At 57.8% G+C, this 24,343-nt stretch carries 16 protein-coding genes; 13 read left to right on the top strand and 3 right to left on the bottom strand.

Translation table 11 applies throughout. The annotated features are described in order from the left end of the window. Positions 1 to 130: 130 nt before the first annotated feature. Both AABC73_RS05640 and AABC73_RS05635 read right to left on the bottom strand, forming a co-directional pair. A complete protein-coding gene (locus AABC73_RS05640; protein WP_065835002.1) occupies positions 131 to 1,525 on the bottom strand; it encodes a PhoH family protein in 1,395 nt (464 codons plus the stop codon). 332 nt (positions 1,526 to 1,857) lie between these two features. Next, positions 1,858 to 2,994: a polysaccharide deacetylase family protein gene (locus tag AABC73_RS05635; protein WP_341522794.1), complete on the bottom strand. Its 1,137-nt coding sequence runs from the start codon at positions 2,992 to 2,994 to the stop codon at positions 1,858 to 1,860. Positions 2,995 to 3,263: 269 nt separating this feature from the next. On the opposite strand from AABC73_RS05635, the gene yaaA reads away from it, so the two are divergent. The 13 genes from yaaA to AABC73_RS05570 all read left to right on the top strand — a co-directional run bounded on the left by yaaA (position 3,264) and on the right by AABC73_RS05570 (position 21,433). After that, the gene (yaaA, locus tag AABC73_RS05630; protein ID WP_341522793.1) at positions 3,264 to 4,043 is read left to right on the top strand and encodes a peroxide stress protein YaaA; all 780 of its coding nucleotides are present in this window, start codon (positions 3,264 to 3,266) and stop codon (positions 4,041 to 4,043) included. Between the two features lie 802 nt (positions 4,044 to 4,845). Beyond that, a complete protein-coding gene (locus AABC73_RS05625; RefSeq protein WP_341522792.1) occupies positions 4,846 to 6,162 on the top strand; it encodes a nucleotide sugar dehydrogenase in 1,317 nt (438 codons plus the stop codon). A gap of 167 nt (positions 6,163 to 6,329) precedes the next feature. After that, positions 6,330 to 7,814: a mannuronan synthase gene (gene alg8 / locus AABC73_RS05620; protein WP_177325468.1), complete on the top strand. Its 1,485-nt coding sequence runs from the start codon at positions 6,330 to 6,332 to the stop codon at positions 7,812 to 7,814. Positions 7,815 to 7,854: 40 nt separating this feature from the next. Next, a complete protein-coding gene (locus tag AABC73_RS05615; protein ID WP_341522791.1) occupies positions 7,855 to 9,027 on the top strand; it encodes an alginate biosynthesis protein Alg44 in 1,173 nt (390 codons plus the stop codon). Position 9,028: 1 nt separating this feature from the next. Further along, positions 9,029 to 10,438 (top strand): alginate biosynthesis TPR repeat lipoprotein AlgK, encoded by a 1,410-nt coding sequence (algK, locus tag AABC73_RS05610; protein ID WP_341522790.1) that lies wholly within the window; start codon positions 9,029 to 9,031, stop codon positions 10,436 to 10,438. Beyond that, positions 10,435 to 11,934 (top strand): alginate export family protein, encoded by a 1,500-nt coding sequence (locus AABC73_RS05605; RefSeq protein ID WP_341522789.1) that lies wholly within the window; start codon positions 10,435 to 10,437, stop codon positions 11,932 to 11,934. Before algK ends, AABC73_RS05605 begins: the two co-directional genes overlap by 4 nt. Positions 11,935 to 11,960: 26 nt before the next feature. Further along, positions 11,961 to 13,571, top strand: a complete 1,611-nt coding sequence (gene algG / locus AABC73_RS05600; protein WP_341522788.1) for a mannuronan 5-epimerase AlgG — start codon at positions 11,961 to 11,963, stop codon at positions 13,569 to 13,571. Between the two features lie 13 nt (positions 13,572 to 13,584). Continuing rightward, the gene (locus AABC73_RS05595) at positions 13,585 to 15,024 is read left to right on the top strand and encodes an alginate biosynthesis protein AlgX (RefSeq protein WP_341522787.1); all 1,440 of its coding nucleotides are present in this window, start codon (positions 13,585 to 13,587) and stop codon (positions 15,022 to 15,024) included. Between the two features lie 8 nt (positions 15,025 to 15,032). Beyond that, the gene (locus AABC73_RS05590) at positions 15,033 to 16,148 is read left to right on the top strand and encodes a mannuronate-specific alginate lyase (protein WP_341522786.1); all 1,116 of its coding nucleotides are present in this window, start codon (positions 15,033 to 15,035) and stop codon (positions 16,146 to 16,148) included. A 207-nt stretch (positions 16,149 to 16,355) separates the two neighbouring features. Beyond that, positions 16,356 to 17,933 (top strand): MBOAT family protein, encoded by a 1,578-nt coding sequence (locus tag AABC73_RS05585; RefSeq protein WP_341522785.1) that lies wholly within the window; start codon positions 16,356 to 16,358, stop codon positions 17,931 to 17,933. A 10-nt stretch (positions 17,934 to 17,943) separates the two neighbouring features. Further along, the gene (locus tag AABC73_RS05580) at positions 17,944 to 19,119 is read left to right on the top strand and encodes an alginate O-acetyltransferase (protein WP_341522784.1); all 1,176 of its coding nucleotides are present in this window, start codon (positions 17,944 to 17,946) and stop codon (positions 19,117 to 19,119) included. Between the two features lie 55 nt (positions 19,120 to 19,174). Then, the gene (locus AABC73_RS05575; RefSeq protein ID WP_341522783.1) at positions 19,175 to 19,840 is read left to right on the top strand and encodes an alginate O-acetyltransferase AlgF; all 666 of its coding nucleotides are present in this window, start codon (positions 19,175 to 19,177) and stop codon (positions 19,838 to 19,840) included. Positions 19,841 to 19,981: 141 nt separating this feature from the next. Continuing rightward, the gene (locus AABC73_RS05570) at positions 19,982 to 21,433 is read left to right on the top strand and encodes a mannose-1-phosphate guanylyltransferase/mannose-6-phosphate isomerase (protein WP_341522782.1); all 1,452 of its coding nucleotides are present in this window, start codon (positions 19,982 to 19,984) and stop codon (positions 21,431 to 21,433) included. 106 nt (positions 21,434 to 21,539) lie between these two features. Here the strand turns inward: AABC73_RS05570 and AABC73_RS05565 are convergent, their stop codons facing one another. Continuing rightward, positions 21,540 to 24,266: an RHS repeat-associated core domain-containing protein gene (locus AABC73_RS05565; protein WP_341522781.1), complete on the bottom strand. Its 2,727-nt coding sequence runs from the start codon at positions 24,264 to 24,266 to the stop codon at positions 21,540 to 21,542. Positions 24,267 to 24,343 lie beyond the last annotated feature (77 nt).

Raw genomic sequence — 24,343 nt, 5'->3', positions numbered from 1 at the left:
GTAAACCTAAAACAAAGAGATGGATCGTAGGAGCGGCTTCAGCCGCGAGAAGGTCGGCCCAGATAGAAGATCTATGCTGTTCATACCGGCGTCCTCGCGGATAAATCCGCTCCTACGGTGAGTTCATCGACTACAGATGCGACTCCGCATACTCGGCCAGAATGGAGCGTGGCACGCCTTGCAGCGAGATGTGCACGCCGTTGGGGAAGTCTTTGAAACGCTCCGTCAGGTACGTCAGCCCGGAACTGGTGGCCGACAGGTAAGGGGTGTCGATCTGCGCCAGGTTACCCAGGCAGACCACCTTGGAACCGGCACCGGCACGGGTGATGATGGTTTTCATCTGGTGCGGCGTCAGGTTCTGGCATTCGTCGATGAGAATCAGGCTTTGCTGGAAGCTGCGACCCCGGATGTAGTTGAGGGATTTGAACTGCAACGGCACTTTGCTGAGGATGTAGTCGACGCTGCCATGGGTGTTTTCGTCATCCATGTGCAAGGCTTCGAGGTTGTCGGTGATCGCGCCGAGCCACGGCTCCATTTTTTCCGCTTCGGTGCCGGGCAGGAAGCCGATCTCCTGATCCAGGCCCTGCACGCTGCGGGTGGCGATGATGCGGCGATAGCGTTTGCTGACCATGGTCTGCTCGATGGCAGCGGCCAGCGCCAGGATGGTCTTGCCCGAGCCTGCGGCGCCGGACAGGTTGACCAGATGGATATCGGGATCGAGCAAGGCAAACAGCGCCAGGCCCTGATAGATGTCACGCGGCTTGAGGCCCCAGGCTTCCTGGTGCATCAGCGGTTCCTGGTGCATGTCCAGAATCAGCAACTCGTCAGACTTGATGCCTTTGATCCAGCCGACGAAACCCTGTTCGTCAATGATGAACTCGTTGATGTGAACCGCTGGCAGGTTATCGGTGAGCTGCACGCGGTGCCAGGTGCGACCATGATCCTGACGGGTTTCGACCTTGCTGACGCGATCCCAGAACGAACCGGTCATGGTGTGATAGCCACGGGACAACATCGACACGTCGTCGACCAGTTGATCGGTGCTGTAGTCTTCTGCGGCGATCCCACACGCCCGCGCCTTGAGGCGCATGTTGATGTCTTTGGTGACCAGCACCAGGCGCAAATCCTTGTCGCGCGTGTGCAGGTCGATCAATTGATTGATGATGATGTTGTCGTTCAGGTGTTCCGGCAGAAGGCTGTTGGGCTCCTCGCGCTTGCTCATCAGGATGGACAGGAAGCCTTTGCGCACACCGGTACCGCGATCAATCGGTACGCCGAGTTCAACCTCCTCGGGTGTGGCATCGCCCAGGGTTTTGTCGATCAGGCGAATCGCCTGGCGGCATTCGGCGGCAACCGAGTGTTTACCGGCCTTGAGCTTGTCCAGCTCTTCGAGGACGGTCATGGGAATGGCGACGCGGTGTTCTTCGAAATTCAGCAGGGCATTGGGATCGTGAATCAATACGTTGGTATCGAGCACGTAAAGGATTGGCTGGTTTGAGGAAGGGGTGCGTCCGTGATCATCCATACTCGCTCACCTTTATAAAAGCCAAGCGACGCAGAACCACAACAATACTGCGCCACGAAAAGGCCGCCGGGCTCTTCCCTTCAGTCAGGGGAGAAATGCTCAAGGTGGGTCTGGGGGGACGCCACCTGTGTTGCAGGTTTCGGCGGTCTGTAGTGGTAATACCGCAAAACCCATGACAGAAAAAAGCTCTTTGACACTTTTTTGAAGTTTATTTCACAGTATGACGAATAGCCCTTGGCGACCTGCGTCAGTGCGCTTACAGTCGGAAGTCCGCCCCGCTCGAAATATGCCCGAAATTCCGGCAGACCCTCCATTCAAACGCGTGCAAGCCCTTATTCTGCGGGGCTCTCAGGGATGTTGCGGCAATCGTCCCAAATAAGCTCGCTTTGCGCCGTATTGGCCAGCAGCAGCGGCACTGCCGATTGCACTCTGGCACTGGCGTCGTGAAACACCACCGTCCCGCGTCGCCATAACAGCATCAGGCTGATAATCCGGTCACTGATCTGCTCGGCGGAAAGTCGACCGTTGGCATCCTGGGCATCAATCGTCCACAGCGAAACACGCAGATTCTGATCGCGAAAGAATTGCCCGCTGTCCGCGCGGCGATGGCCATACGGCGGGCGAAACAACGGCACGTAGTTGTCCGGCAGCAGTTGCTGGGTCAAGCCAGCGCTGCGCAGCACTGAACTCTGCCATTCCAGCCATTGGCTATGGGAACGATACTCCCAGCCCTGAATGCCCACGCATTGCAGTCGGTACAGGGAATGCAAGGCCGTTACCGACCCGGCTTCGAGGCGTTCCTGCAGGCTTTTGCCCAGCACAAAAAACGTCGCGGTCATCTTCTGCTGACGCATGAAGTCGGCGAGCCAGTCCGTGCCGCCATCGGCGTCGGTCGGTCCGCCGTCGAAATTCAGCTGAAAGGTTCGATCCGCCATTGCATCACCGCTCAACTCATCGGAGTTGTAGCGAGCAATTTCGCTGCTGGTCTGCGGAAACAGCGCAGCCTGAAACAGCAGCTCATTGAGATAACGCTCATGAAAGGCGGCACTGGGCGCCGCCCACTTGGCGTAGAAGGAGTCATCGGCGATTTTGAACTCGGCGGCACGCGCGCGCAGCATGTCCATGTCTTCGACCAGCACGCAAAACGACGCGTCCTGCGGGCAGCTTTTTTGCGCGCTCTGGTAGTTCTCCAGCAAGCGGTTCCAGAGCCGGTTACGGATCAGGTTCAGCGATTGAAGGTTGACGTACCGAAGGCCCAGACGTTTCTTCAGGCCTTCTTCGTCCAGACCTTCGCTGAGATACAGCGCGTGGGCGAAACCGAGAATTTCGGCCCGCGACGCTACGTCGAACAGATCGGCGGTGACCAATGCCTCGGGCCACGCGCTGCGATCGATGGTTGCCACCTCGGGCAATGCCGCGTGAGCCTCAAGCCCGAACAGACACGCGCAAACTGCTAAAAACTTACGCAAAACCAATCGCTCCCTTAATCGCCAGATTAGCGCGGCACTATAGCCCAAATGCCCGTTATGGCTGATGTCGAGGGTGATACAAAGCACAGCCGTTTGTGGGAGCGAGCTTGCTCGCGAAGCAATGCGTCATACGAAACAGTTTTGTCTGACCCGACGCCATCGCGAGCAAGCTCGCTCCCACAGGGACATTTCACCAGGCGTTATACGTTTTATTGGCTCCCGCAGGCCGAAGTACCTAGAATCGCGCCACGATTAAAGGAGACGACTTTATGCTGATGGTGATTTCCCCAGCGAAAACCCTCGATTTCGACACCCCGCCGACCACTGCCAGCTTCACTCAGCCGCAATACCTGGACCACTCCCAGGAGTTGATCACCCAGCTGCGCGAGCTCAGCCCGGCGCAGATCAGCGAGTTGATGCACCTGTCCGACAAGCTCTCCGGCCTCAATGCCGCGCGCTTCGGCAGCTGGAACCCGGCATTCACCCCGGAGAACGCCAAGCAGGCGTTGCTGGCGTTCAAGGGCGATGTGTACACCGGGCTGCAAGCCGAAACCCTGAGCGAAGCCGAGCTGACGTATGCCCAGAACCACTTGCGCATGTTGTCCGGCCTGTACGGCCTGCTGCGCCCGTTGGACTTGATGCAGCCGTATCGGCTGGAAATGGGCACCCGACTGGCCAACGCTCGCGGCAAGGACCTTTACGCATTCTGGGGCACGCGCATCAGCGAATGGCTCAACGAGGCGCTGGCCGAGCAAGGCGACGACCTGCTGCTGAACCTGGCGTCGACCGAATATTTTTCCGCAGTCAAACGCCCTGCCTTGAAGGCCCGGATCATTGACACCGAGTTCAAGGACTTCAAGAACGGGCAGTACAAGATCATCAGCTTCTATGCGAAAAAAGCCCGAGGCATGATGAGTCGCTTCGTGATTTCCGAGCAGATCAATACACCCGATGCACTAAAACAGTTCGACGCTCAGGGCTATCGCTACAGCAGCGAACAGTCCACGCCCACCAAGTTAGTGTTCTTGCGGGAAACGCCCGAATACTAAAGTCCCTTGTAAAGCGCAACGGCAAGTCTGGTTGCGCTGACGCCCCCTTTATCGCGACGCGTTTTTGACGAATTAATGACGTCAATATTAAGTCTTCAGTATTTTCAACTTTCCATTCTCAAAAAATTAACAAATTTTTTGCCTGCTAGCATTTTGCTTTTTCGCGATAGTGGCTTTTCTATATTAAGGCGCTAAAACCCCTTGTAACTATGGCCCAAAAAGAAAATGCCATCATTGTGCAACTACTTATTTGGGCGGTTTGAAATCGACGAATCTCAAAAAGAGGACGAGTGGCCAGGAACTTATCTCGAAATCAGGGGCTCCTACATCCCGTAACAATTCTCGCTGACCTTGTGAGAGATCACTTACAGAGAAGGTGGGAAAACTGGAAGTTGCCGGCCACGATGTTTGACCTGACGGGTCAAGGCGGTAGGTATCTGGAGATAAATGCACCATTTGGCAACGTTTGGTTATTGGGCAAAGCACTATCGAGGTGCACACAGCGAGACTCAGGAACGACCGCAAAGGCTTTAGCCCGCGCCTCTGACCTAGAGACCACTGGGGACACCGACCGGAGTGGCTTGCCGCGTCCCAGAGCGAGATCCTGTACCGTTACATACAGGTTACTTGCCACGAATACTCAGCAGTACTTGAGTCTGCCTTAACTATTTGGCGCTCACCTTTCAACTATGCCTGCGTTCGATATGTGACTTCAACTAGTCACGTTTTTCGAGCGCGCGATAACTGCTGGTCAAATTTTAATATCCAGCCAACTTATGGCGTGAACATCGAGGAGAATACGATGCGTATCAGCATCTTTGGTTTGGGTTATGTCGGTGCAGTATGTGCCGGTTGCCTTTCTGCGCGGGGTCATGATGTTGTTGGTGTGGATATCTCTGCAGCCAAGATCGACCTTATCAATAACGGCAAATCGCCAATCGTAGAACCTGGCCTGGAAGACCTCCTGGCGCAGGGTATTCGTAACGGCAAGCTGCGCGGCACCACAGACTTCTCCGAAGCCATTCGGGCCACCGACCTGTCGATGATCTGCGTCGGCACGCCGAGCAAGAAGAACGGCGATCTGGAACTCGATTACATCGAATCCGTTTGCCGCGAAATCGGCTTTGTTCTGCGCGACAAGACTTCCCGCCACACCATCGTGGTGCGCAGTACTGTATTGCCAGGCACGGTTGCCAACGTGGTTATCCCGATCCTGGAAGATTGCTCCGGCAAAAAAGCAGGCATCGATTTCGGCGTTGCAGTGAACCCTGAGTTCCTGCGTGAAAGCACCGCGATCAAGGACTACGACCTGCCACCGATGACCGTTATCGGCGAATTCGACAAAGCTTCCGGCGATGTCCTGCAGTCCCTGTACGAAGAACTCGACGCGCCGATCATCCGCAAGGACATCGCAGTGGCCGAGATGATCAAGTACACCTGCAACGTGTGGCACGCCACCAAAGTGACCTTCGCCAACGAAATCGGCAACATCGCCAAAGCAGTCGGCGTTGATGGTCGTGAAGTGATGGAAGTGGTTTGCCAGGACAAGACACTCAACCTGTCCCAGTACTACATGCGTCCAGGCTTCGCCTTCGGCGGCTCTTGCCTGCCAAAGGACGTTCGCGCCCTGACCTACCGCGCCAGCACCCTGGACGTGGAAGCGCCGCTGCTCAACTCCTTGATGCGCAGCAACGTGTCCCAGGTGCAGAACGCCTTCGACATCATCTCCAGCCACGACACTCGCAAAGTCGCCCTGCTGGGCCTGAGTTTCAAGGCCGGCACCGACGATCTGCGTGAAAGCCCGCTGGTAGAGCTGGCCGAAATGCTGATCGGTAAAGGCTTTGACCTGAGCATCTACGACGCCAACGTTGAATACGCTCGCGTCCACGGTGCCAACAAAGAGTACATCGAGTCGAAAATCCCGCACGTTTCGTCCTTGCTCAACTCGGACTTCGACACCGTGATTGGCGACGCTGACGTGATCATCCTGGGTAACCGCGACGAGCGCTTCCGCGCCCTGGCCAACAATGCGCCAGCCGGCAAGCACGTTGTCGATCTGGTCGGCTTCATGACCAACGCGACCAGCGAAAGCGACCGTACCGAAGGTATCTGCTGGTAAATCAGCCGCAAGCTGTAGGAGCGAGGCTTGCCCGCGAACGGAACGACGCGGACGGTCTTCATACCGCGCAACGTTCATTCGCGGGCAAGCCTCACTCCAACGGTTCCCTGTCCAGCCCCGCGTTTGAAACCGGGGGCTTGAGGCTTGCAACTGACTTTGGGATACAGATTATGCACAGGCTAAAGACCGGCCTTTTACAGGCCGCCGGTTGGCTGTTCTACCTGAGTTTATTGATGGGCCTCGCTCTGGCGCTGCCTACAAGTATCTTCGACGCCGAGTCGAAGAACTTTATTTTCCTGATTGGCGCCGTGGGTATCTGGCGCTACTCGATGGGTGCCACGCACTTTCTGCGCGGCATGCTGTTTCTGTACGTGGTTTATCCGCACTTGCGCCGCAAGGTTCGCAAGCTCGGCAAATCCGCGGACCCGTCCCATGTGTTCCTGATGGTCACCAGCTTTCGTATCGATGCGCTGACCACGGCCCAGGTGTACAGCTCGGTGATTCGCGAAGCCATTGACTGCGGTTTTCCGACCACGATCGTGTGTTCGCTGGTGGAAATGTCCGATGAGCTGCTGGTCAAGGCGATGTGGGAGAAGGCCAATCCGCCTGCGCACGTGAAGCTGGACTTCGTGCGCATCGCCGGTACCGGCAAGCGTGACGGCCTGGCTTTCGGCTTCCGCGCCATTTCCCGGCACTTGCCGGATGACCGCGCTGTGGTTGCCGTGATCGATGGCGATACCGTGCTCAGCGAAGGCGTCGTGCGCAAGACCGTGCCCTGGTTCCAGCTGTTCGGCAATGTCGGCGGCCTGACCACCAACGAGTTCTGCGAAGTGCGTGGCGGCTACATCATGAGCGAATGGCACAAGCTGCGTTTCGCCCAGCGTCACATCAACATGTGCTCGATGGCGTTGTCCAAGCGCGTGTTGACCATGACCGGCCGTATGTCGGTGTTTCGTGCTTCGGTCGTGACTGACCCGGCGTTCATTGCCGACGTCGAGAGCGATTCGCTGACTCACTGGCGCCTGGGCAAGTTCAAGTTTCTGACCGGCGATGACAAGTCCAGCTGGTTCAGCCTGATGCGCCTGGGCTACGACACGTTTTACGTCCCGGATGCCGCGATCAACACCGTGGAACACCCGCCGGAAAAAAGCTTCATCAAGGCCAGCCGCAAACTGATGTACCGCTGGTACGGCAACAACCTGCGGCAGAACTCCCGGGCACTTGGCCTGGGCATGGGTCGCCTGGGTCTGTTCACCAGCGTCGTGCTGTTCGATCAGCGGGTGTCCATGTGGACATCAATCCTCGGTCTGACGGTCGCGATCATCGCCAGCATGAAGTATGGCGTGACGTTCATCCTGATGTACCTGCTGTGGATCGGCATCACCCGCCTGATTCTCACCCTGATGCTGTCCTTGTCGGGGCACACGATCGGGCCGGCCTATCCGATCATTCTTTATTACAACCAGATCGTCGGTGCGCTGATGAAGATCTACGTCTTCTTCCGCCTGGATCGACAGTCCTGGACTCGTCAGGACACAAAACTCAGCCGTGACATGGCCAGTTTCCAGGGCTGGTTCAACACATGGTCCTCCCGAACCATGACTTTCTCGGCTGGCACCATCTTCGTCGCAGCGCTGTTGACGATGGTTTGACCAGACCCACGGATTAACCGCTTAAGTAGGAAAATTAACCATGAATACAGCCGTGAATGCGAACGTCGTCCATGAATCCGAAGCCCAGCGTCAACACGCCCGGATCCGGATTCCCGCCAAGCTGCGCCTGCTCAATGGCCAGCCCAACGCCCCTCTGGTACAGGTCGAAGACTTGTCTGCCGGTGGCCTGAGTTTCGTTGCCCCGAACAATCTTCGCCTGTCCACAGGTGAAGTCATCAAGGGTCGCCTGCAATTTCTGATCGACAACCTTGGCCTGGCCATGGACATCGAAATGCAGATCCGTTCGGTGGATTCTTCCACCGGCCGCGTCGGTTGCCAGTTCCAGAACCTGGAACAGCAAGACATCGCCACCCTGCGCCACCTGATCACCTCGCACCTGAGCGGCGACATCGTCAGCATGGGCGAAGTGCTTGCCACCTTGCAGCGCGACAATTTCACCAAGGCGCGCAAGAACAAAGGCGAAGGCGGCGGCATGAGCGCCCTTGCGCGGCTGCGCGCGGTGACCTTCAGCCTCGGCATTTTCATCGTTGGCCTTGCGGCGTTCGGTTTCATCTTCAAGACCGTCTACGGCCTGTACTTTGTCAGTCACGCATCGGCCGGCCTGGTTACCTTGCCGTCGATGGATGTCACCATGCCGCGTGAAGGCACCGTGCAGAGCCTGGCTCAGGTCAACGGCCCGATTGCCAAAGGCGCCCCGCTCGCTTCGTTCAGCACCAGCATGCTGGAAATGCTCAAGGGCAGCCTGAACGGCGACGATCTGCAACCGGCCAAAATCGAAGAACTGTACGGCAAGCAAATGGCCGGTACGTTGACCAGCCCATGTGACTGCGTAGTTGCCAAGCAACTGGTGTCCGATGGTCAGTTCGCGTCCAAAGGTCAGGTGATCTTCCAGCTGGTGCCGCGTAACACGGCCGCCAACGTTGAAGCGCGCTTCACCTATCGCCAGTTCAACGATGTCAAACCCGGCACTCATGTGAACTTCCAGGTAGCAGGCGAAGACAAGGTCCGTACCGGTCAGATCGTCAGCAGCACCAACTTGAGCGACGCCGACCTGTCCACCGACATCCGCGTGCAGATCAAGCCTGACGAAGTGCTGGACAGCTCGCTTTCCGGTCGCCCTGTAGAAGTCACCAGTGATCGTGGCCCTTCGATGAACTGGCTGATCGATAAAGCCATGGCCGCGGGTCTCTAACATGGGTAGCCCACTACGAACCTTGTCGACCCCAACGCTATTGAGCCTGGCGATTGCCTTCGCGCTGACCGGTTGTGCCGGCCTGCCCGATCAACGCCTGGCCAATGAAGCCCTGAAAAACGGCGACACCGCCCTGGCAGAGCAGAACTATCGGCAACTGGCGGACCTGGGCTACAGCGATGCACAGGTCGGTCTGGCCGATATTCAGGTAGAAAGTCGCGATCCGGCCCTGCTCAAACAGGCCGAGGCCACCTACCGCGCCGCCGCAGAAACTTCGCCTCGGGCGCAATCGCGCCTGGGCCGTCTGCTGGCTGCCAAACCGTACGCGACCGACGCTGAACACAAGGAAGCCGAGCAGTTGCTGAAGAAGGCCTTCGCCAATGGCGATACCTCTTCTCTGACGCCGCTGGCGATGCTCTATCTGCAATACCCGCACACGTTCCCCAACGTGAACGCGCAGCAGAAGATCAGCGAATGGCGCGCTGCCGGCTACCCGGAAGCAGGTCTGGCCCAAGTGCTGCTGTATCGCACCCAGGGCACTTACGATCAGCATCTGGATGAAGTCGAAACCATTTGCAAGACCGCGCTGACCACCACTGACATCTGCTATGTCGAACTGGCCACCGTGTATCAGAAACGCGGCCAGACCGAACAGCAGGCAGCGCTGATCAAGCAGCTGCAAAGCGCTTACGCGATCGGCACGGTCGGCGCCCAGCGCGTGGACAGCGTAGCCCGCGTGCTTGGCGATTCCGAGATCGGCACCCCGGATGCAAAGACTGCCCAGCAATTGCTGGAACAAGTCGCGCCGGGCTATCCGATTTCCTGGGTCACCCTGGCCAAACTGCTCTACGACTTCCCCGATCTGGGCGACGTCGACAAGATGATGGAATACCTGGACAACGGTCGCGCTGCGGATCAACCCCGCGCCGAACTGCTGCTGGGCAAGCTGTACTACGAAGGCAAATGGGTGCCGGCCGATTCGAAAAAGGCCGAAGAGCATCTCAAGAAAGCTGCGGGCACGGAAATCGCCGCGCATTACTACCTGGGGCAGATCTATCGCCGGGGCTACCTCGGCCAGGTCTATCCGCAGAAGGCTGTGGACGAACTGCTGATCGCCGCTCGTGGCGGCCAGAACAGCGCCGACTTCGCCATCGCCCAGCTTTACTCCCAAGGCAAGGGCACGATTCCCAACCCGGTCAACGCCTGGGTCTTCAGCCAATTGGCGCTGAAGCAAGGTACGCCGCAAGCCACCGATCTGGCGCAGCAACTGAGCGCCGCACTACCGCCTGAAAAGCTCGCCGCAGCCCAACGGTTGCTGGAACAAGAGCAAAAAGTCCGGGGCGCCAGCAGCCAGAACGCGCTGGCCATGCAAGCCCTGCAAAAAGAAGACGGCGAGGACGCACCCCTATGAAACTGAATTCCCTGATGGCTGCCGGCATGGGCCTGGGCTTTACCTTGTTGTGGGCAACCCCGACATTGGCCGCGATGACTGAAGACAAGAACTTTGGTCTGGAAGTGAAAATCACCGGCCAGGCCGAAGACGACCGCGACCTGGGCACCCGTTCCGGCGGCGACGTCAACGGTATCGGTCTCGACGTGCGTCCATGGATTTACGGCGAGCGCGGTAACTTCAGCGGTTATGCCATGGGCCAGGTGGTGACCGCCACCGACACCATCCAGACTGACCCGCTGGAACAAGCCACCAGCGATGGCACAGGCACCCAAACCGCTCGCGGCAATGCCAGCGAGCGGGAAGTCGACAAGAGCTATCTGGCCTTGCGCGAATTCTGGATCGGCTACAGCGGTTTCACTCCGTACCCTGGCGAAATGCTCAAGGTCGGTCGTCAGCGCCTGCGCAACGACGACGGCCAATGGCATGACGTGAACATCGAAGCGGTGAACTGGGCGTTCGACACCACGCTGTTGCGTGCCGATGTCGGCGCTGCCCAGCGCTTCAGCGAATACCGCACTGACCTGACCGAGCTGGATCCGAAAGACAAGGATCGCCAGCATGTGTTCGGTGACGTGGCTTACCAATGGACCCCTGGCCATTGGGCCGGCGTGCGCGCCCATTACAGCCACGACGGCGGCAGCCTCAAGGACAAGAATGAAGTTGTCGACGATCTGGACAAGACTTCCCGCAGCGATCTGACCTGGCTGGGCCTGCAGGCCAACAGCGATGCTTACAACTATCGCAACACCAACCCGATCAACTATTGGGGCAGCCTGACTTACCTGACCGGGGATCGTGACGAAACCCCTACCAGTTACGACACCACCACTGATCAGTACCTGGCGGGCGACAAGGCCAGCAGCAACGTCAATGGCTGGGCGACCGATCTGGGCCTGCGTTTCCGTCTCGATCCGCAATGGCAAGTCGGCGCCGCGTATTCGCGTGCCAGCAAGAACTACGAACAGAACGGCCTGGAAAGTAACCGCTCGAACTGGACCGGTACCCGCTCGCGCGTGCACCGCTTCGGCGAAGCGTTCCAGGGCGAAATGGCCAACGTGGAAACCGGCTCGCTGTTCGCCTCCTGGCAGCTGCGTGACGACTACGATGCGTCGCTGATCTACCACAAGTTTCGTCGTGTCGACGGCAATGCCCGTATCGGCGGCGCTGGGGTGAACCCGAATCGCGAGAACTTCGACGAAAACGGTATCTCGGTCAACACCTTCGATTCGTTGCCGCTGGAAGACGGTCGCAAGGATCTGGGTCAGGAAATGGACCTGGTCGTGACCAAGTACTTCAAGCAAGGCCTGTTGCCGGCGGCGTTGAGCCAGTCGATGGACGAGCCTTCGGCGCTGGTACGCCTGCGTGCCGGTGTCTTCAAGCCAGGCGACGCTTACCACAATGGCGTGGATGAATACATGCACCGCGCCATCGTCGACGTTATCTGGCGCTTCTGATGCGAGCCGCTAAAGGAGTGCGAGAGATGAACAGTCAAGCAAGCAACTTGCGAACCCGGGCCTGGCCACAAGCCCTGCTGGAAAGCGCAGTGCTGAGCAGCGCGCTGTTGCTCGGCAGCACGATGGCACTGGCTAACAGTGCTTCGGTCGCAACCGCTCCAGCCAAGCCCGGAGTCGTCAAAGAGTTACAACAGGCCAAGACCTACACCATCAGCAGCCCGCCCGTCGAGCAGCTGATGATGGACAAGCCCAAGCTGCCGGACCTGACCGGCTACACCGCCGAAGCCGCTGCGAAAAAGATCGTGCGCGGCAAGCCAGCGAAAGTACGCATGGGCCGGATGATGGCGGAAAACGGTCTGAAGGAATTCATCGGTGGCGATAACAAGATGGCCGAATGGGTTGCCCGCCAACGCGGCATCCCGCAGGCCATCGTTGTTGAAGACGGTTATGCCACCCTCAAGGACCTGGCCAAAAAAGTACCCAAGCAATACCTGAACGAAGTGTCGCCAGGTGTGTTCCTGGCCCGCGTGCCGATTCTGGTGACCGAACACGCAACCCTGGAAATCGCCAAGAACGAACTGCGTCTTTCTCAGGAAGGCGGTTCGTTCCTGGTGATCGAAGGCAAGCTGTTCATGTCTGATTCCCAGTTGAATGGCTGGCGCGAAGCGGACAAAGGCCTGGCCTCGTTCCGCTCGCCGACGGAGTTCCGGCCGTTCCTGTTGTCCTGGGGCGGTTCGCAGACTTACGTGGTCAACAGCAAAATGGCGAGCCTGGGCTACTCCAAGAGTAAGTCCTACGGTGTGAGTATTTCCCAGTACACGCCGAACATGGCCAAAGTCATGAAGCGCCCGGAACCCACCGGCTGGATCATCGGCTCCGAGTTCGCCGACATGTGGTACGGCTTCTACTGCTATGAAACCCGTGACTTCGTGGTCAAAGGCAATACCTATCGCGACAACATCGTATACGGCATTGACCCCCATGACCGTTCCCACGGCTTGATCATTGCCGAGAACGACGTCTACGGCACCAAGAAAAAGCACGGAATCATCGTTTCCCGTGAGGTGAACGACAGCTTCATTTTCCGCAACAAGAGCCATGACAACAAATTGTCCGGCGTGGTCCTCGACCGTAACAGCAGCAACAACCTGGTGGCGTACAACGAGGTCTATCAGAACCATTCTGACGGCATCACCTTGTACGAAAGCGGCGACAACCTGTTGTGGGGCAATCGCGTGATTGCCAACCGTCGCCACGGCATCCGCGTCCGTAACAGCGTGAACATCAAGCTGTACGAGAACGTCGCCATGGCCAACGGCCTGATGGGCGTCTACGGCCACATCAAGGATCTGAGCGACACCGACCGCGACATCGCCCTCGACCCGTTCGATACCAAAGTATCGCTGATCGTTGTCGGCGGTGAACTGACCGGCAACAACTCCGGCCCGCTGTCCATCGACTCGCCCTTGAGTATCGAGCTGTATCGCGTCGCGATGCTGGCACCGACCAAGAGCAACGGCATCAGCTTCAACGGCGTCTTGGGCGAGCGCCAGGACGAGATTCTCGACTTGCTGGTCCGCCAGAAGAAAGCCGTGCTGATCGACCCGGTCGAGCGCCAGACAGAACTTCAGGACTGAGGAAGATATTTTTATGCACGCACATTTGATCAAGTTACTCAGTCTGTCCGGCCTGACCGCAGCCCTGATCGCTATCAGTGGCGGTGCTCGCGCCGACGACACAACGGCACCGACGTTCACCGCCGAGCCTTGCTGCAACCTGTGCCCTGAAGCTCACGATGCCAAGAATTACGTGACCCGCTATCAGCAGAACTTCACCACACTGGTGCAGGCCCAGGGCGACTGGCTGTTCCGGACCCAGGAAGACTTGCGCACCGAATTCGACACCACGCCGGAAGGCTACCGTCGCATGAAAGAACTGCACGATGCCTTCAAGAGCAAAGGTGTGGAACTGGTGGTGGTTTACCAGCCGACGCGCGGCCTGGTGGATCGCAACAAACTGTTCCCGGCCGAACGCGACAAGTTCGACTACGAAAAAGCGCTGACCAACTATAAGGCCATGCTCGGTCGCTTCAGCAAGATGGGCTATTGGGTGCCTGATCTGTCGCCTTTGACCAACGAGCAACAGGCGCATGATTTCTACTTCCGCGGCGACCAACACTGGACGCCATACGGCGCCCAGCGCACGGCAAAAATCGTTGCCGAAACCGTGAAGAAGGTTCCGGGTTACGCCAGCATTCCCAAGCGCGAATTCGAGAGCCACGTCTCCGGCCGCATGGGCAAGACCGGCACCCTGCACAACATGGCCGCGCAGCTGTGTGGCAATACTTATGCAGTCCAGTACATGGATCAATTCACCACCGAGCCTAAAGGCGAAGCGGCGGATGGCGATCTGTTCGGCGATTCCGGCAACCCGGAAATTACCCTGGTCGGTACCAGCCACAGCGGCAAGAACTACAACTTTGCCGGCTTCCTGCAGGAATACATTGGCGCGGACGTGTTGAACGTCGCGTTCCCTGGCGGTGGTCTTGAAGGTTCGATGCTGCAGTACCTGGGCAGTGAAGATTTCCAGAAGCGTCCACCGAAGGTCCTGATCTGGGAGTTCTCGCCGTTGTACCGCCTGGACCAGGAGACCATCTATCGCCAGATGATGTCGCTGCTGGATAACGGCTGCGAAGGCAAGCCGGCCATCATGAGCGCCAGCACCACCCTCAAGCCGGGCACCAACGAAGTGTTGGTCAATGGCAAGAATGGAATCAAGGACATCCGCAACGGCAGCAATCAGATCGACATTCGTTATGCCGACCCGTCGGTGAAAGTCCTTCAGGCCAAGCTCTGGTACATGAACGGCCGTCACGAAGATCTGAAAATCGAAAAACCGGAAACATCCGATACCGACGGACGCTTCTCCTTCGAACTGCGCGAAGACAAGGACTGGGCTGACCAGCAATTGCTCGCACTGGAAGTACAGGGCCCGGAAGCGGGTGCTGCACCACAGAAGATCGAGGCGAAGGTTTGCAAACGTAACGTGTTCCCGAGAGCTGCGCAGAACACCGCGCAAGCCGGGTTATGAGGCTACTTATGCACACTCCGAAACTGATGCTCCCTACCCTGCTGTCTCTGGCAATGTTTGCCGGGGCAGCGAGCGCGGCCACGACGCTCGTTCCGCCGCAGGGGTATTACGCGCCAATCGAGAAACTCAAAACCGGCGAGAACAACTTCACCTGTGACGCGATCCCGCAGCCGTACACCGACAAGCTGGTGTTCCGCAGCAAATACGAAGGTTCCGACAAGGCGCGCTCGACCCTCAACGAGGAATCCGAACAAGCCTTCCGTGATGCGACCAAGTCGATCACCACTCTGGAACGCGGCATCAGCAAAGTCGTGATGCAGTACATGCGCGACGGCCGTCCGGAACAGCTCGATTGCGCGCTGAACATGCTCACCACCTGGGCCAAGGCCGATGCGCTGGAGTCCAAGGACTTCAACCACACCGGCAAATCGATGCGCAAATGGGCGTTGGGCAGCATGTCTTCCGCTTACCTGCGCCTGAAGTTCTCCGATTCGCATCCATTGGCAGCGCATCAGCAACAGGCGCAAGTCATCGAAGCCTGGTTCAGCAAGCTGGCCGATCAAGTGGTCAGCGACTGGGACAACCTGCCGCTGGAAAAAACCAACAACCACTCGTACTGGGCTGCCTGGTCGGTGATGGCAACTTCGGTCGCCACCAACCGCAAGGACTTGTTCGACTGGGCGGTGAAGGAATTCAAGGTCGGCGCCAATCAGGTCGACAAGGACGGCTTCCTGCCTAACGAACTCAAGCGCAATCAGCGTGCCTTGTCGTATCACAACTACGCCCTGCCGCCGCTGGCCATGATCGCCAGTTTCGCTCAGGTGAACGGCGTCGATGTGCGTCCGGAAAACAACGGCGCGTTGCAGCGTCTGGGCGAGCGCGTACTCAGCGGCGTCAAGGATCCGGACACCTTCAAGCAGAAAAATGGCGACAAGCAGGACATGACCGATCTGAAGATCGACAGCAAGTTTGCCTGGCTTGAACCGTACTGCTCGCTCTACACCTGCAAGCCTGAAGTGCTGGAAAACAAACACAAGATGCAACCGTTCAAAACCTTCCGCCTCGGTGGCGACCTGACCAAGGTCTTCGACCCGAGCCATGAGAAGGGTGACAAAGGCAGCTGAGGCTGCCGGAGCAAAACCTGTGGGAGCGAGCTTGCTCGCGAAGGCGGTCTTCAAACCGTTGGAATTGCGCCAGCAACACTGGCCTCTTCGCGAGCAAGCTCGCTCCCACGGTTCGCTCCTACAGAGGTACTGCATTAACCCCCATTTACGGGTGGGGGGTTTGGGGGGGCTTCGGCCTTTGACTGTTGGACAAACGGAGAGATAAGGATGGTTTTTTCATCCAACGTGTTCCTGTTCCTGTTCTTGCCGATCTTCCTCGGCTTGTACTACTTGAGCGGGCAACGCTACCGCAACCTGCTGCTGCTGGTTGCCAGTTACGTCTTCTACGCCTGGTGGCGAGTGGACTTCCTGGCGCTGTTTGCCGCCGTCACGTTGTGGAACTACTGGATCGGCCTCAAGGTGGGCGCCGCAGGTGTTCGCACCAAGCCAGCCCAACGCTGGCTGTTGCTCGGCGTCGGCGTCGACCTGTGCATCCTGGGCTACTTCAAGTACGCCAACTTCGGTGTGGACAGCATCAACGCCATGATGACTTCGGTCGGGCTTGAGCCGTTCATCCTGACTCACGTGCTGTTGCCGATCGGGATCTCGTTCTACATCTTCGAGTCCATCAGCTACATCATCGACGTGTATCGCGGTGATACCCCGGCCACCCGCAACCTCATCGACTTTGCAGCGTTCGTGGCGATTTTCCCGCACTTGATCGCCGGCCCGGTCCTGCGTTTTCGCGACCTCGCCGATCAGTTCAACAACCGCACGCACACCCTGGATAAGTTCTCCGAGGGTTGCACACGGTTCATGCAGGGTTTCATCAAGAAGGTCTTCATCGCCGACACCCTGGCGGTGGTTGCCGACCATTGCTTCGCCTTGCAGAACCCGACCACGGGCGATGCCTGGCTGGGCGCACTGGCCTACACCGCGCAGCTGTATTTCGACTTCTCCGGTTACAGCGACATGGCCATCGGCCTGGGCTTGATGATGGGTTTCCGCTTCATGGAAAACTTCAAGCAGCCGTACATCAGTCAGTCGATCACCGAGTTCTGGCGTCGCTGGCACATCAGCCTTTCCACCTGGCTGCGTGACTATCTGTACATCACGCTGGGCGGCAACCGTGGCGGCACGCTGACCACTTATCGCAACCTGTTCCTGACCATGCTGCTTGGCGGTCTGTGGCACGGCGCGAATATCACTTACATCGTCTGGGGCGCCTGGCACGGCATGTGGCTGGCGATTGAAAAAGCGTTGGGTCTGAACACCAACTCGCGCAGCTTCAACCCGATTCGCTGGGCACTGACTTTCCTGCTGGTCGTCATGGGCTGGGTGATCTTCCGTTCGGAAAACCTGCATGTCGCCGGTCGCATGTACGGCGCGATGTTCAGCTTCGGTGATTGGCAGCTGTCGGAACTCAATCAGGCCAGTCTTACCGGCCTGCAAGTGGCAACCCTGATCGTGGCTTACGCGACCCTGGCGTTCTTCGGCCTGCGCGACTTCTACAAAAATCGCCCTGCTGACAAAGCCGCCAGCAAAGCCACGCCGGATCTGGGCGTTCAGGCTGACGGCCCGGCCAACGCCGTAGCCGGCACCATCAAGGCTGTTCCCGGTGATAACCCAGGCAGCATTCATCAGCCTGGCTACACCGTGGGCGTCGAAGCTCAGGTGCAACCGGCTTACTGGGTTGCCGATTGGCCACGTTACGCCATGCGCGCCTTGATCCTGCTGCTGTTCGTTGCATCGATTCTCAAACTCTCGGCGCAAAGCTTCTCGCCGTTCCTTTACTTCCAGTTCTGAGGAGCCTGACATGACCCGTTCATTACGAATCCTCTACATCGCCCTGTTCATGGGGATCCTGTTGGCACTGGGGATCTGGTCGCTGCGCAGTTTCAGCAGCTTCTCGACCACAGCGCAAACCACGATCCTCAACGGGCGTTGGGCCAAGGCGGCGGAGACTCACTACGATGAAGAGTTCCCGATCAAGCGCATTGGCACCAACCTCTGGGCGGCACTGGATTACAAGCTGTTCAACGAAGGTCGTCCCGGCGTTGAACTGGGCAAGGACCAATGGCTGTATACCGACGAAGAGTTCAATGCAGTCGTCAACGGCGAGCAGAACGAAGCGGACAACCTGGCAATCATCCAGGGCGTACGTGACGCGCTGAAAGCCCAGGGCACCGAACTGGTATTGGCGATCATTCCGGCCAAGACCCGTCTGTACCCGGAGCACATCGGCGCTAACAAGCCGGCCTCGCTGCACACCGATCTGTATCAGCAATTCCATGCGCAAGCGGCTCAGGCCGGTGTGTTTGCGCCTGATCTGCTGACACCGCTGCAAGGCGCCAAGCAGAACGGCCAGGTATTCCTGCGCACCGACACCCACTGGACGCCAATGGGTGCCGAAGTTGTCGCCCAGCAACTTGGCGCTGCCATTGCGCAAAAAAATCCGCTGAACGGTGAACCAACAAAGTTCATTACTCAGGCGAAAGAAACTTCGGCTTATAAAGGCGACCTGACCAACTTCCTGCCATTGGATCCTTTGTTCAGTAATTTGCTTCCGCAGCCAGATCAATTGCAACAAAGGAGCACGGATCTTGTCGAACCCCAGGTATCCGGTGATGACGCGTTATTTGCCGACAGCGATGTTGCAGTTGGATTGGTCGGCACAAGTTACAGCGCCAACCCTAACTGGAACTTTCTCGGCGCACTTAAACAGGCACTTCACAGCGATGTCGTGAATTACGCGGAAGACGGGCACGGCCCGGTTCTGCCAATGCTCAAGTACCTGCAGACCGATGCGTTCAAGAACAGCCCGCCGCAAGTGCTGATCTGGGAATTCCCGGAACGTTATCTGCCTGCTCATAACGACCTTGGCGAGTTTGATCCGAAGTGGATCGCCGAACTCAAAAAGCCTCGTGACGATAAACAAAATCTGGCCATTAACGCCAAAACATCCGAGTCGCCCAACCGGGCGCAAAACTGAGAGGACCCATCAAATGACCTTACAGACCACTCCACACACTTTGGCTGAGAACACTATGACCACTGCAACTAAAAACACTGCTACCAAGAACCGTTTCTTCAAAACCTGCGCACTGGCCGCTGGCCTGGGCTTCATGTCCCTGCAGGCTTTCGCTGGCGATGCCGCGCTTTACGGCCCGACCGCTCCGAAAGGCTCGACTTTCGTACGTGTTTACAACGCCAGCAGCGCTGAAATCAGCGCCACCGTCGGCAACACCAACATGAACGAAGTGGCTCCGCTGGGCAGCACCGCGTTCAGCTTCATGCCGCAGGGTGACTACAGCGCCAAGCTCGGCAGCCAGACGGTCCCGGTGAAACTGGCCAGCGATCACTATTACACCCTGGTCAACAACGTCAGCGGCAAACCGCAACTGGTCGAAGAGCCACCATTCAAGAACAAGCAGAAATCCCTGGTGCGCGTGCAGAACCTCAGCGACAAAGCGCTGACCCTGAAAACCGCCGACGGCAAGACCGACGTGGTCAAGACCGTTGCTGCCAAAGGCACCGGCGAGCGTGAAATCAATCCAGTGAAAGTCACCCTGGCGCTGTATGACGGCGACAAGAAAGTCAGCGACCTCAAGCCGATTGCCCTTGAGCGTGGCGAAGCCGCCGTGCTGTACATCACCGGCAGCGGCAGCAGCCTGTCGCCAGTCTGGGTCAAGCCTCCAGTAGCCACTCGCTAAGCGGATTTAGTCAGTCGGTCCGAGCCCTTCCTTTATAGGTAAAGCGGCATGAGCGGACCGACCGACGCGGAATAAGAACAAGACAGAAACGACAGACAGAACGACGTTCAGCCCTATTACGAATGCTATTGGAGATACAAAATGATTCCAGTGATCTTGTCAGGCGGTAGCGGTTCACGACTCTGGCCGCTTTCGCGTAAACAGTTCCCTAAGCAGTTCCTGGCATTGACCGGCGAACATACTTTGTTCCAGCAAACCCTCGAACGACTGGTGTTCGACGGCATGCAGGACCCCATCGTGGTCTGCAACAAGGACCACCGTTTCATCGTTACCGAGCAACTGGCCGCCCTGAAACTCGAAACCCAGACCGTCATCATGGAACCGTTCGGCCGCAACACGGCCCCAGCGGTTGCCATCACCGCAATGATGCTGCTGGCCGAAGGCAATGACGAGCTGATGCTCATTCTGCCCGCCGACCACGTGATCGACGACCAGAAAGCCCTGCAACGCGCACTGGCCCTCGCCACTGTCGCCGCAGAACGCGGTGAAATGGTCCTGTTCGGCGTGCCGGCCACCAAACCGGAAACCGGTTATGGCTACATCAAATCCACTGCCGATGCGCTGCTGCCGGAAGGCGTGAGCCGCGTGTCGCAATTCGTCGAAAAACCAGACGAAAAACGCGCTGCGGAATTCGTCCAGGCTGGCGGCTACTTCTGGAACAGCGGCATGTTCCTGTTCCGCGCCAGCCGTTATCTGGAAGAGCTGAAAAAGCACGATCCGGACATCTACGACACCTGCATGCTGACTCTGGAGCGCAGCAAGCGTGACGGCGACAGCATCGACATCGACGAAGCCACCTTCGCCTGCTGCCCGGACAATTCCATCGACTACGCCGTGATGGAAAAAACCCAACGCGCCTGCGTCGTGCCGCTGACTGCTGGCTGGAATGATGTCGGTTGCTGGGCATCGCTGTGGGAAGTGCATGAAAAAGACAGCAACGGCAACGTCACCAAAGGCGACGTCGTCCTGCAAGACAGCCGCAACTGCATGATCCACGGCAACGGCAAGCTGGTTTCGGTGATCGGCCTGGACAACATCGTGGTCGTAGAAACCAAAGACGCGATGATGATTGTCCACAAGGACAAGGTTCAAGGCGTCAAGCAGATGGTCAACACGCTCAATGAGCAGGGCCGCAGCGAAACCCAGAACCACCTTGAAGTCTATCGTCCGTGGGGTTCCTACGATTCGGTCGACATGGGCGGCCGCTTCCAGGTCAAGCGCATCTCGGTCAAGCCGGGCGCCAGCCTCTCGCTGCAAATGCACCACCACCGCGCCGAACACTGGATCGTGGTATCAGGCACGGCGCAGGTTACCTGCGATGAGAACGTGTTCCTGCTCACCGAAAACCAGTCCACCTACATCCCGATCGCCTCGGTCCATCGCCTGAAAAACCCAGGCAAGATCCCGTTGGAAATCATCGAAGTGCAATCGGGCAGCTACCTGGGTGAAGACGACATCGAACGTTTCGAAGACGTTTATGGTCGTTCCAACAACCTGGACGCGGGCATAAAAACCCAGACCCTGGCACGCTAAAAAGAGCGGCGGGCTTCACGTTCGAAGCCTGAAGCTTTAACGAGCAGTCGCCCTCAACGACTTTCTGCGTATCCCCATCCGCAGAGGGTTGTTGGGGGTTTTTTAGTTATGACCTGGATGACAGGAAGGGGTCATGGGAAGGGCCACCTTGCCCACGAGTTCTGCAGAAAAAGCCATGTACCTGGTTATAACGAGGTAGGTGCTTCAATATCTTGCTTAGCGAAATAGTTTTGCCTCGCTTCACGATCAACACATCATGATAATTCTCACCAGTGAAATCGCGGGAAGATGCGATGACAGGCTTTGGATTCAAAAGCTGACTATGGTGCAGGAAAGCGGACATCGGATCATCGAATGCAGGCGAATGAGTAATTTCGTAGTCTCTGGACTCGGCACCGGCGGCAATAACCTCCGCAGCCAAGACCTCCACTTTTCTCGATTGAAACCGGTGCAGGTCACTACTTGAGGCCTCTAGCTGAGTATTGGCTGGCGCATAAAAGTTAAGTTTTAGAGGCGAACTGTATATTTTATGTACGGGCGATCTGAGCCGACCATGCCCATGGATTATGAGATCCTTCGGAGCGGAGGGGTTATGCAACTCAAACTGTCTGATTGTGAAATCCGGAAAGTTAACAGTGACAAATTTATTGTGAGCTGGACGATTCCAGATCTGCCAAAGCCTGGTCGCAACGCTCGGCAGAAAATGCCATGCATTTACCAACGTGGACAGTTGTATTGATTCAATCGAGCCACGTCGATGCAAAGTTCCCACCGTCAGCGTGTCTTCGTTATTTTTTAAATCCTGTCTATTTCCTGAGCCTGGTTCGAGCGGAGCGCCCTCAATTTCGTGCGGATGATTTGACTCTTGTGAGACCTCCCCCTCTCGGTCATGAAACCGCATAGGCGAATTCCTGACCATCCGATACACATTCAACCCATCAACAACCCCAGCCGGATCCGGATTAATCCAGCGCTGCAACCACGGCGCGTAATACCTCAAGCCGTAGTAATACAACCCGGTTGCATCGCGTTCCTTGCCGGAATAACGCACGGTTTTATAGCTGGCTTCGACGGCATTGCGCCCTGCCCACCATGATGTGCCGCCGAACGGGTAATAACTTTCCTGGCTGATGATTTGCGCGTCTTTATCCAGTTCGATTGTGCCTGAGCCCAGATGGTCATTGAGCGTGTAGCGGTATTGATCATTGGCGAGGTCGTCCGGTTTTCCTGCTTGCCAGTGCAGCACCCGAACACCATGGCGCCCGGCTTGCGCGCAGATCACCTGCAGGGTTTCGCCCGCGGCGGTATGGGTGCGGATTTCCAGCCCCGGCAGATAACGGACTTCATCCTGGTGGCTGACGTTTTTGGCCTGACTAATGCGGACCTTGCGCAGGCGTTGGCCGCTGGCGTCATAGACATAGCGTTCGCTGTCGTCAGCCGTTTCGCGCAGCACAGGTCGCACTAGTTGCAACTGATTGCGCCGATCCCAGCTCAGGGCTTGTCCGGCTTGCAGTTGCAGCAGATTGCCGTTGGCATCGAACCCGGCGGCGATGGTTTCTTCATCCGGCGGTTGATCATTGATAACCGGCAGGGCGCGATTGCTGGTGTTCGCAGTCACCAGCGTCCGCGAATGAGCCTGCGCGCCCACGTGGGTCAGCTGCTGCAGATTGCCACCGGCATCGTAGTGATAGGTTTGCGTGTAATTGGCCAGTTGGCTCGGATCGGCCGGGCTCTGAAATTCCGGAAAAACCGGGCCATGATTGACCGTCGCGGCTTCTCTTCCCGTGGCTTCGGTCAGTTGATAGAGCGTGTCGTATTGATAATTCGACACGGACTCGATGCGCTGATTGGCAAAGTAGCGGGTCGGCTGCGCGCGGTCTTCGATGCGGATCACGTTGCCCACCGGGTCGTAGTCGTAAAGCAAATCCTGCACATGCTCGCCGTTGTGGCGGGTGGCGGTTAACTCGATCAGGCGTCCATCTTCGTCGCGGTACCGGGCTCTGGTGATCACCCCATTGCCGGCGGTTTCAGACTGCACACGACCTTGCGCGTCGTAGCGGATGGCATCGACCAGAACCTGCTCCGGTTGATCCTTGAGCTGCACTGAAACAGCGTTGAGTTGACCCGCGACGGTATGCGCAAAAGCCTGAACATTGCCCAGCGCATCGGTCTGCCTGAGGACCTCGCCCATCGGCGTGTAAGCCCAAAGCGTGCTCGCGCCAGCGCCCGGTTCCAGCAGGGCATCGCGTTCGGACTCCAGTTCAGGCCAGTCGGGATCATCAAGCTGCGCAAGAAAGTGCTGCGTCTGCTCAAGCGCTGCGCCGGTCAAGCCAAACGCGATAGTGCGGCGCGTCCCCGCCGGGTCGTCATGACGCACCAACTGGCCGCACTGGTTTTGAACTGCCGCGTCGGCATCGCCGTACCGCAGCCGCTCCTTGCACTGGTCATTTTCGAAAATGGCGGTTGGCCTGAGCAGCGCATCGTATTCCAGCCGCCGCTCAGTACCCCGTCCATCCCAACCTGCCGACAATTGCCCGCCCTCGCCCGGCAACGAAACACGCCAACCGGCATCGACACTCTCGCTGCACAATACCCCGCCGCTCAGGGAATAAATGTTGCTGAAATTGGCCAGTGCCTGATCGGCCCACAACCTGGGATCCCAAGTGCAGACCCAGCGTCCCGCAGCATTGAAGGCCGAGCGGGTCACACGGGCTTCGGCAGAATCAGCAGCCTGCGTGCGACACCAGGCAACGGATCGCACCGTCAATCCGCGTGGATCTAACGTTGTGAGCAGCGGCGTATGTTGGTGGAAGGCGGCGGATTGTGCGTTCATTTCCCAGTCATCCGTGAGTGGTAATTCAAAGCCTAGGTGCCGAACACGGCTGAGGCAAATGCGGTGCAGTTGTTTGC

It is taken from the genome of Pseudomonas sp. G.S.17, assembly GCF_038096165.1.
In the GTDB taxonomy this organism is placed as follows: Bacteria; Pseudomonadota; Gammaproteobacteria; order Pseudomonadales; family Pseudomonadaceae; genus Aquipseudomonas.
The sequence above is the reverse complement of the archived record's forward strand: the minus strand, read 5'-3'. Positions and strand labels throughout refer to the sequence as shown.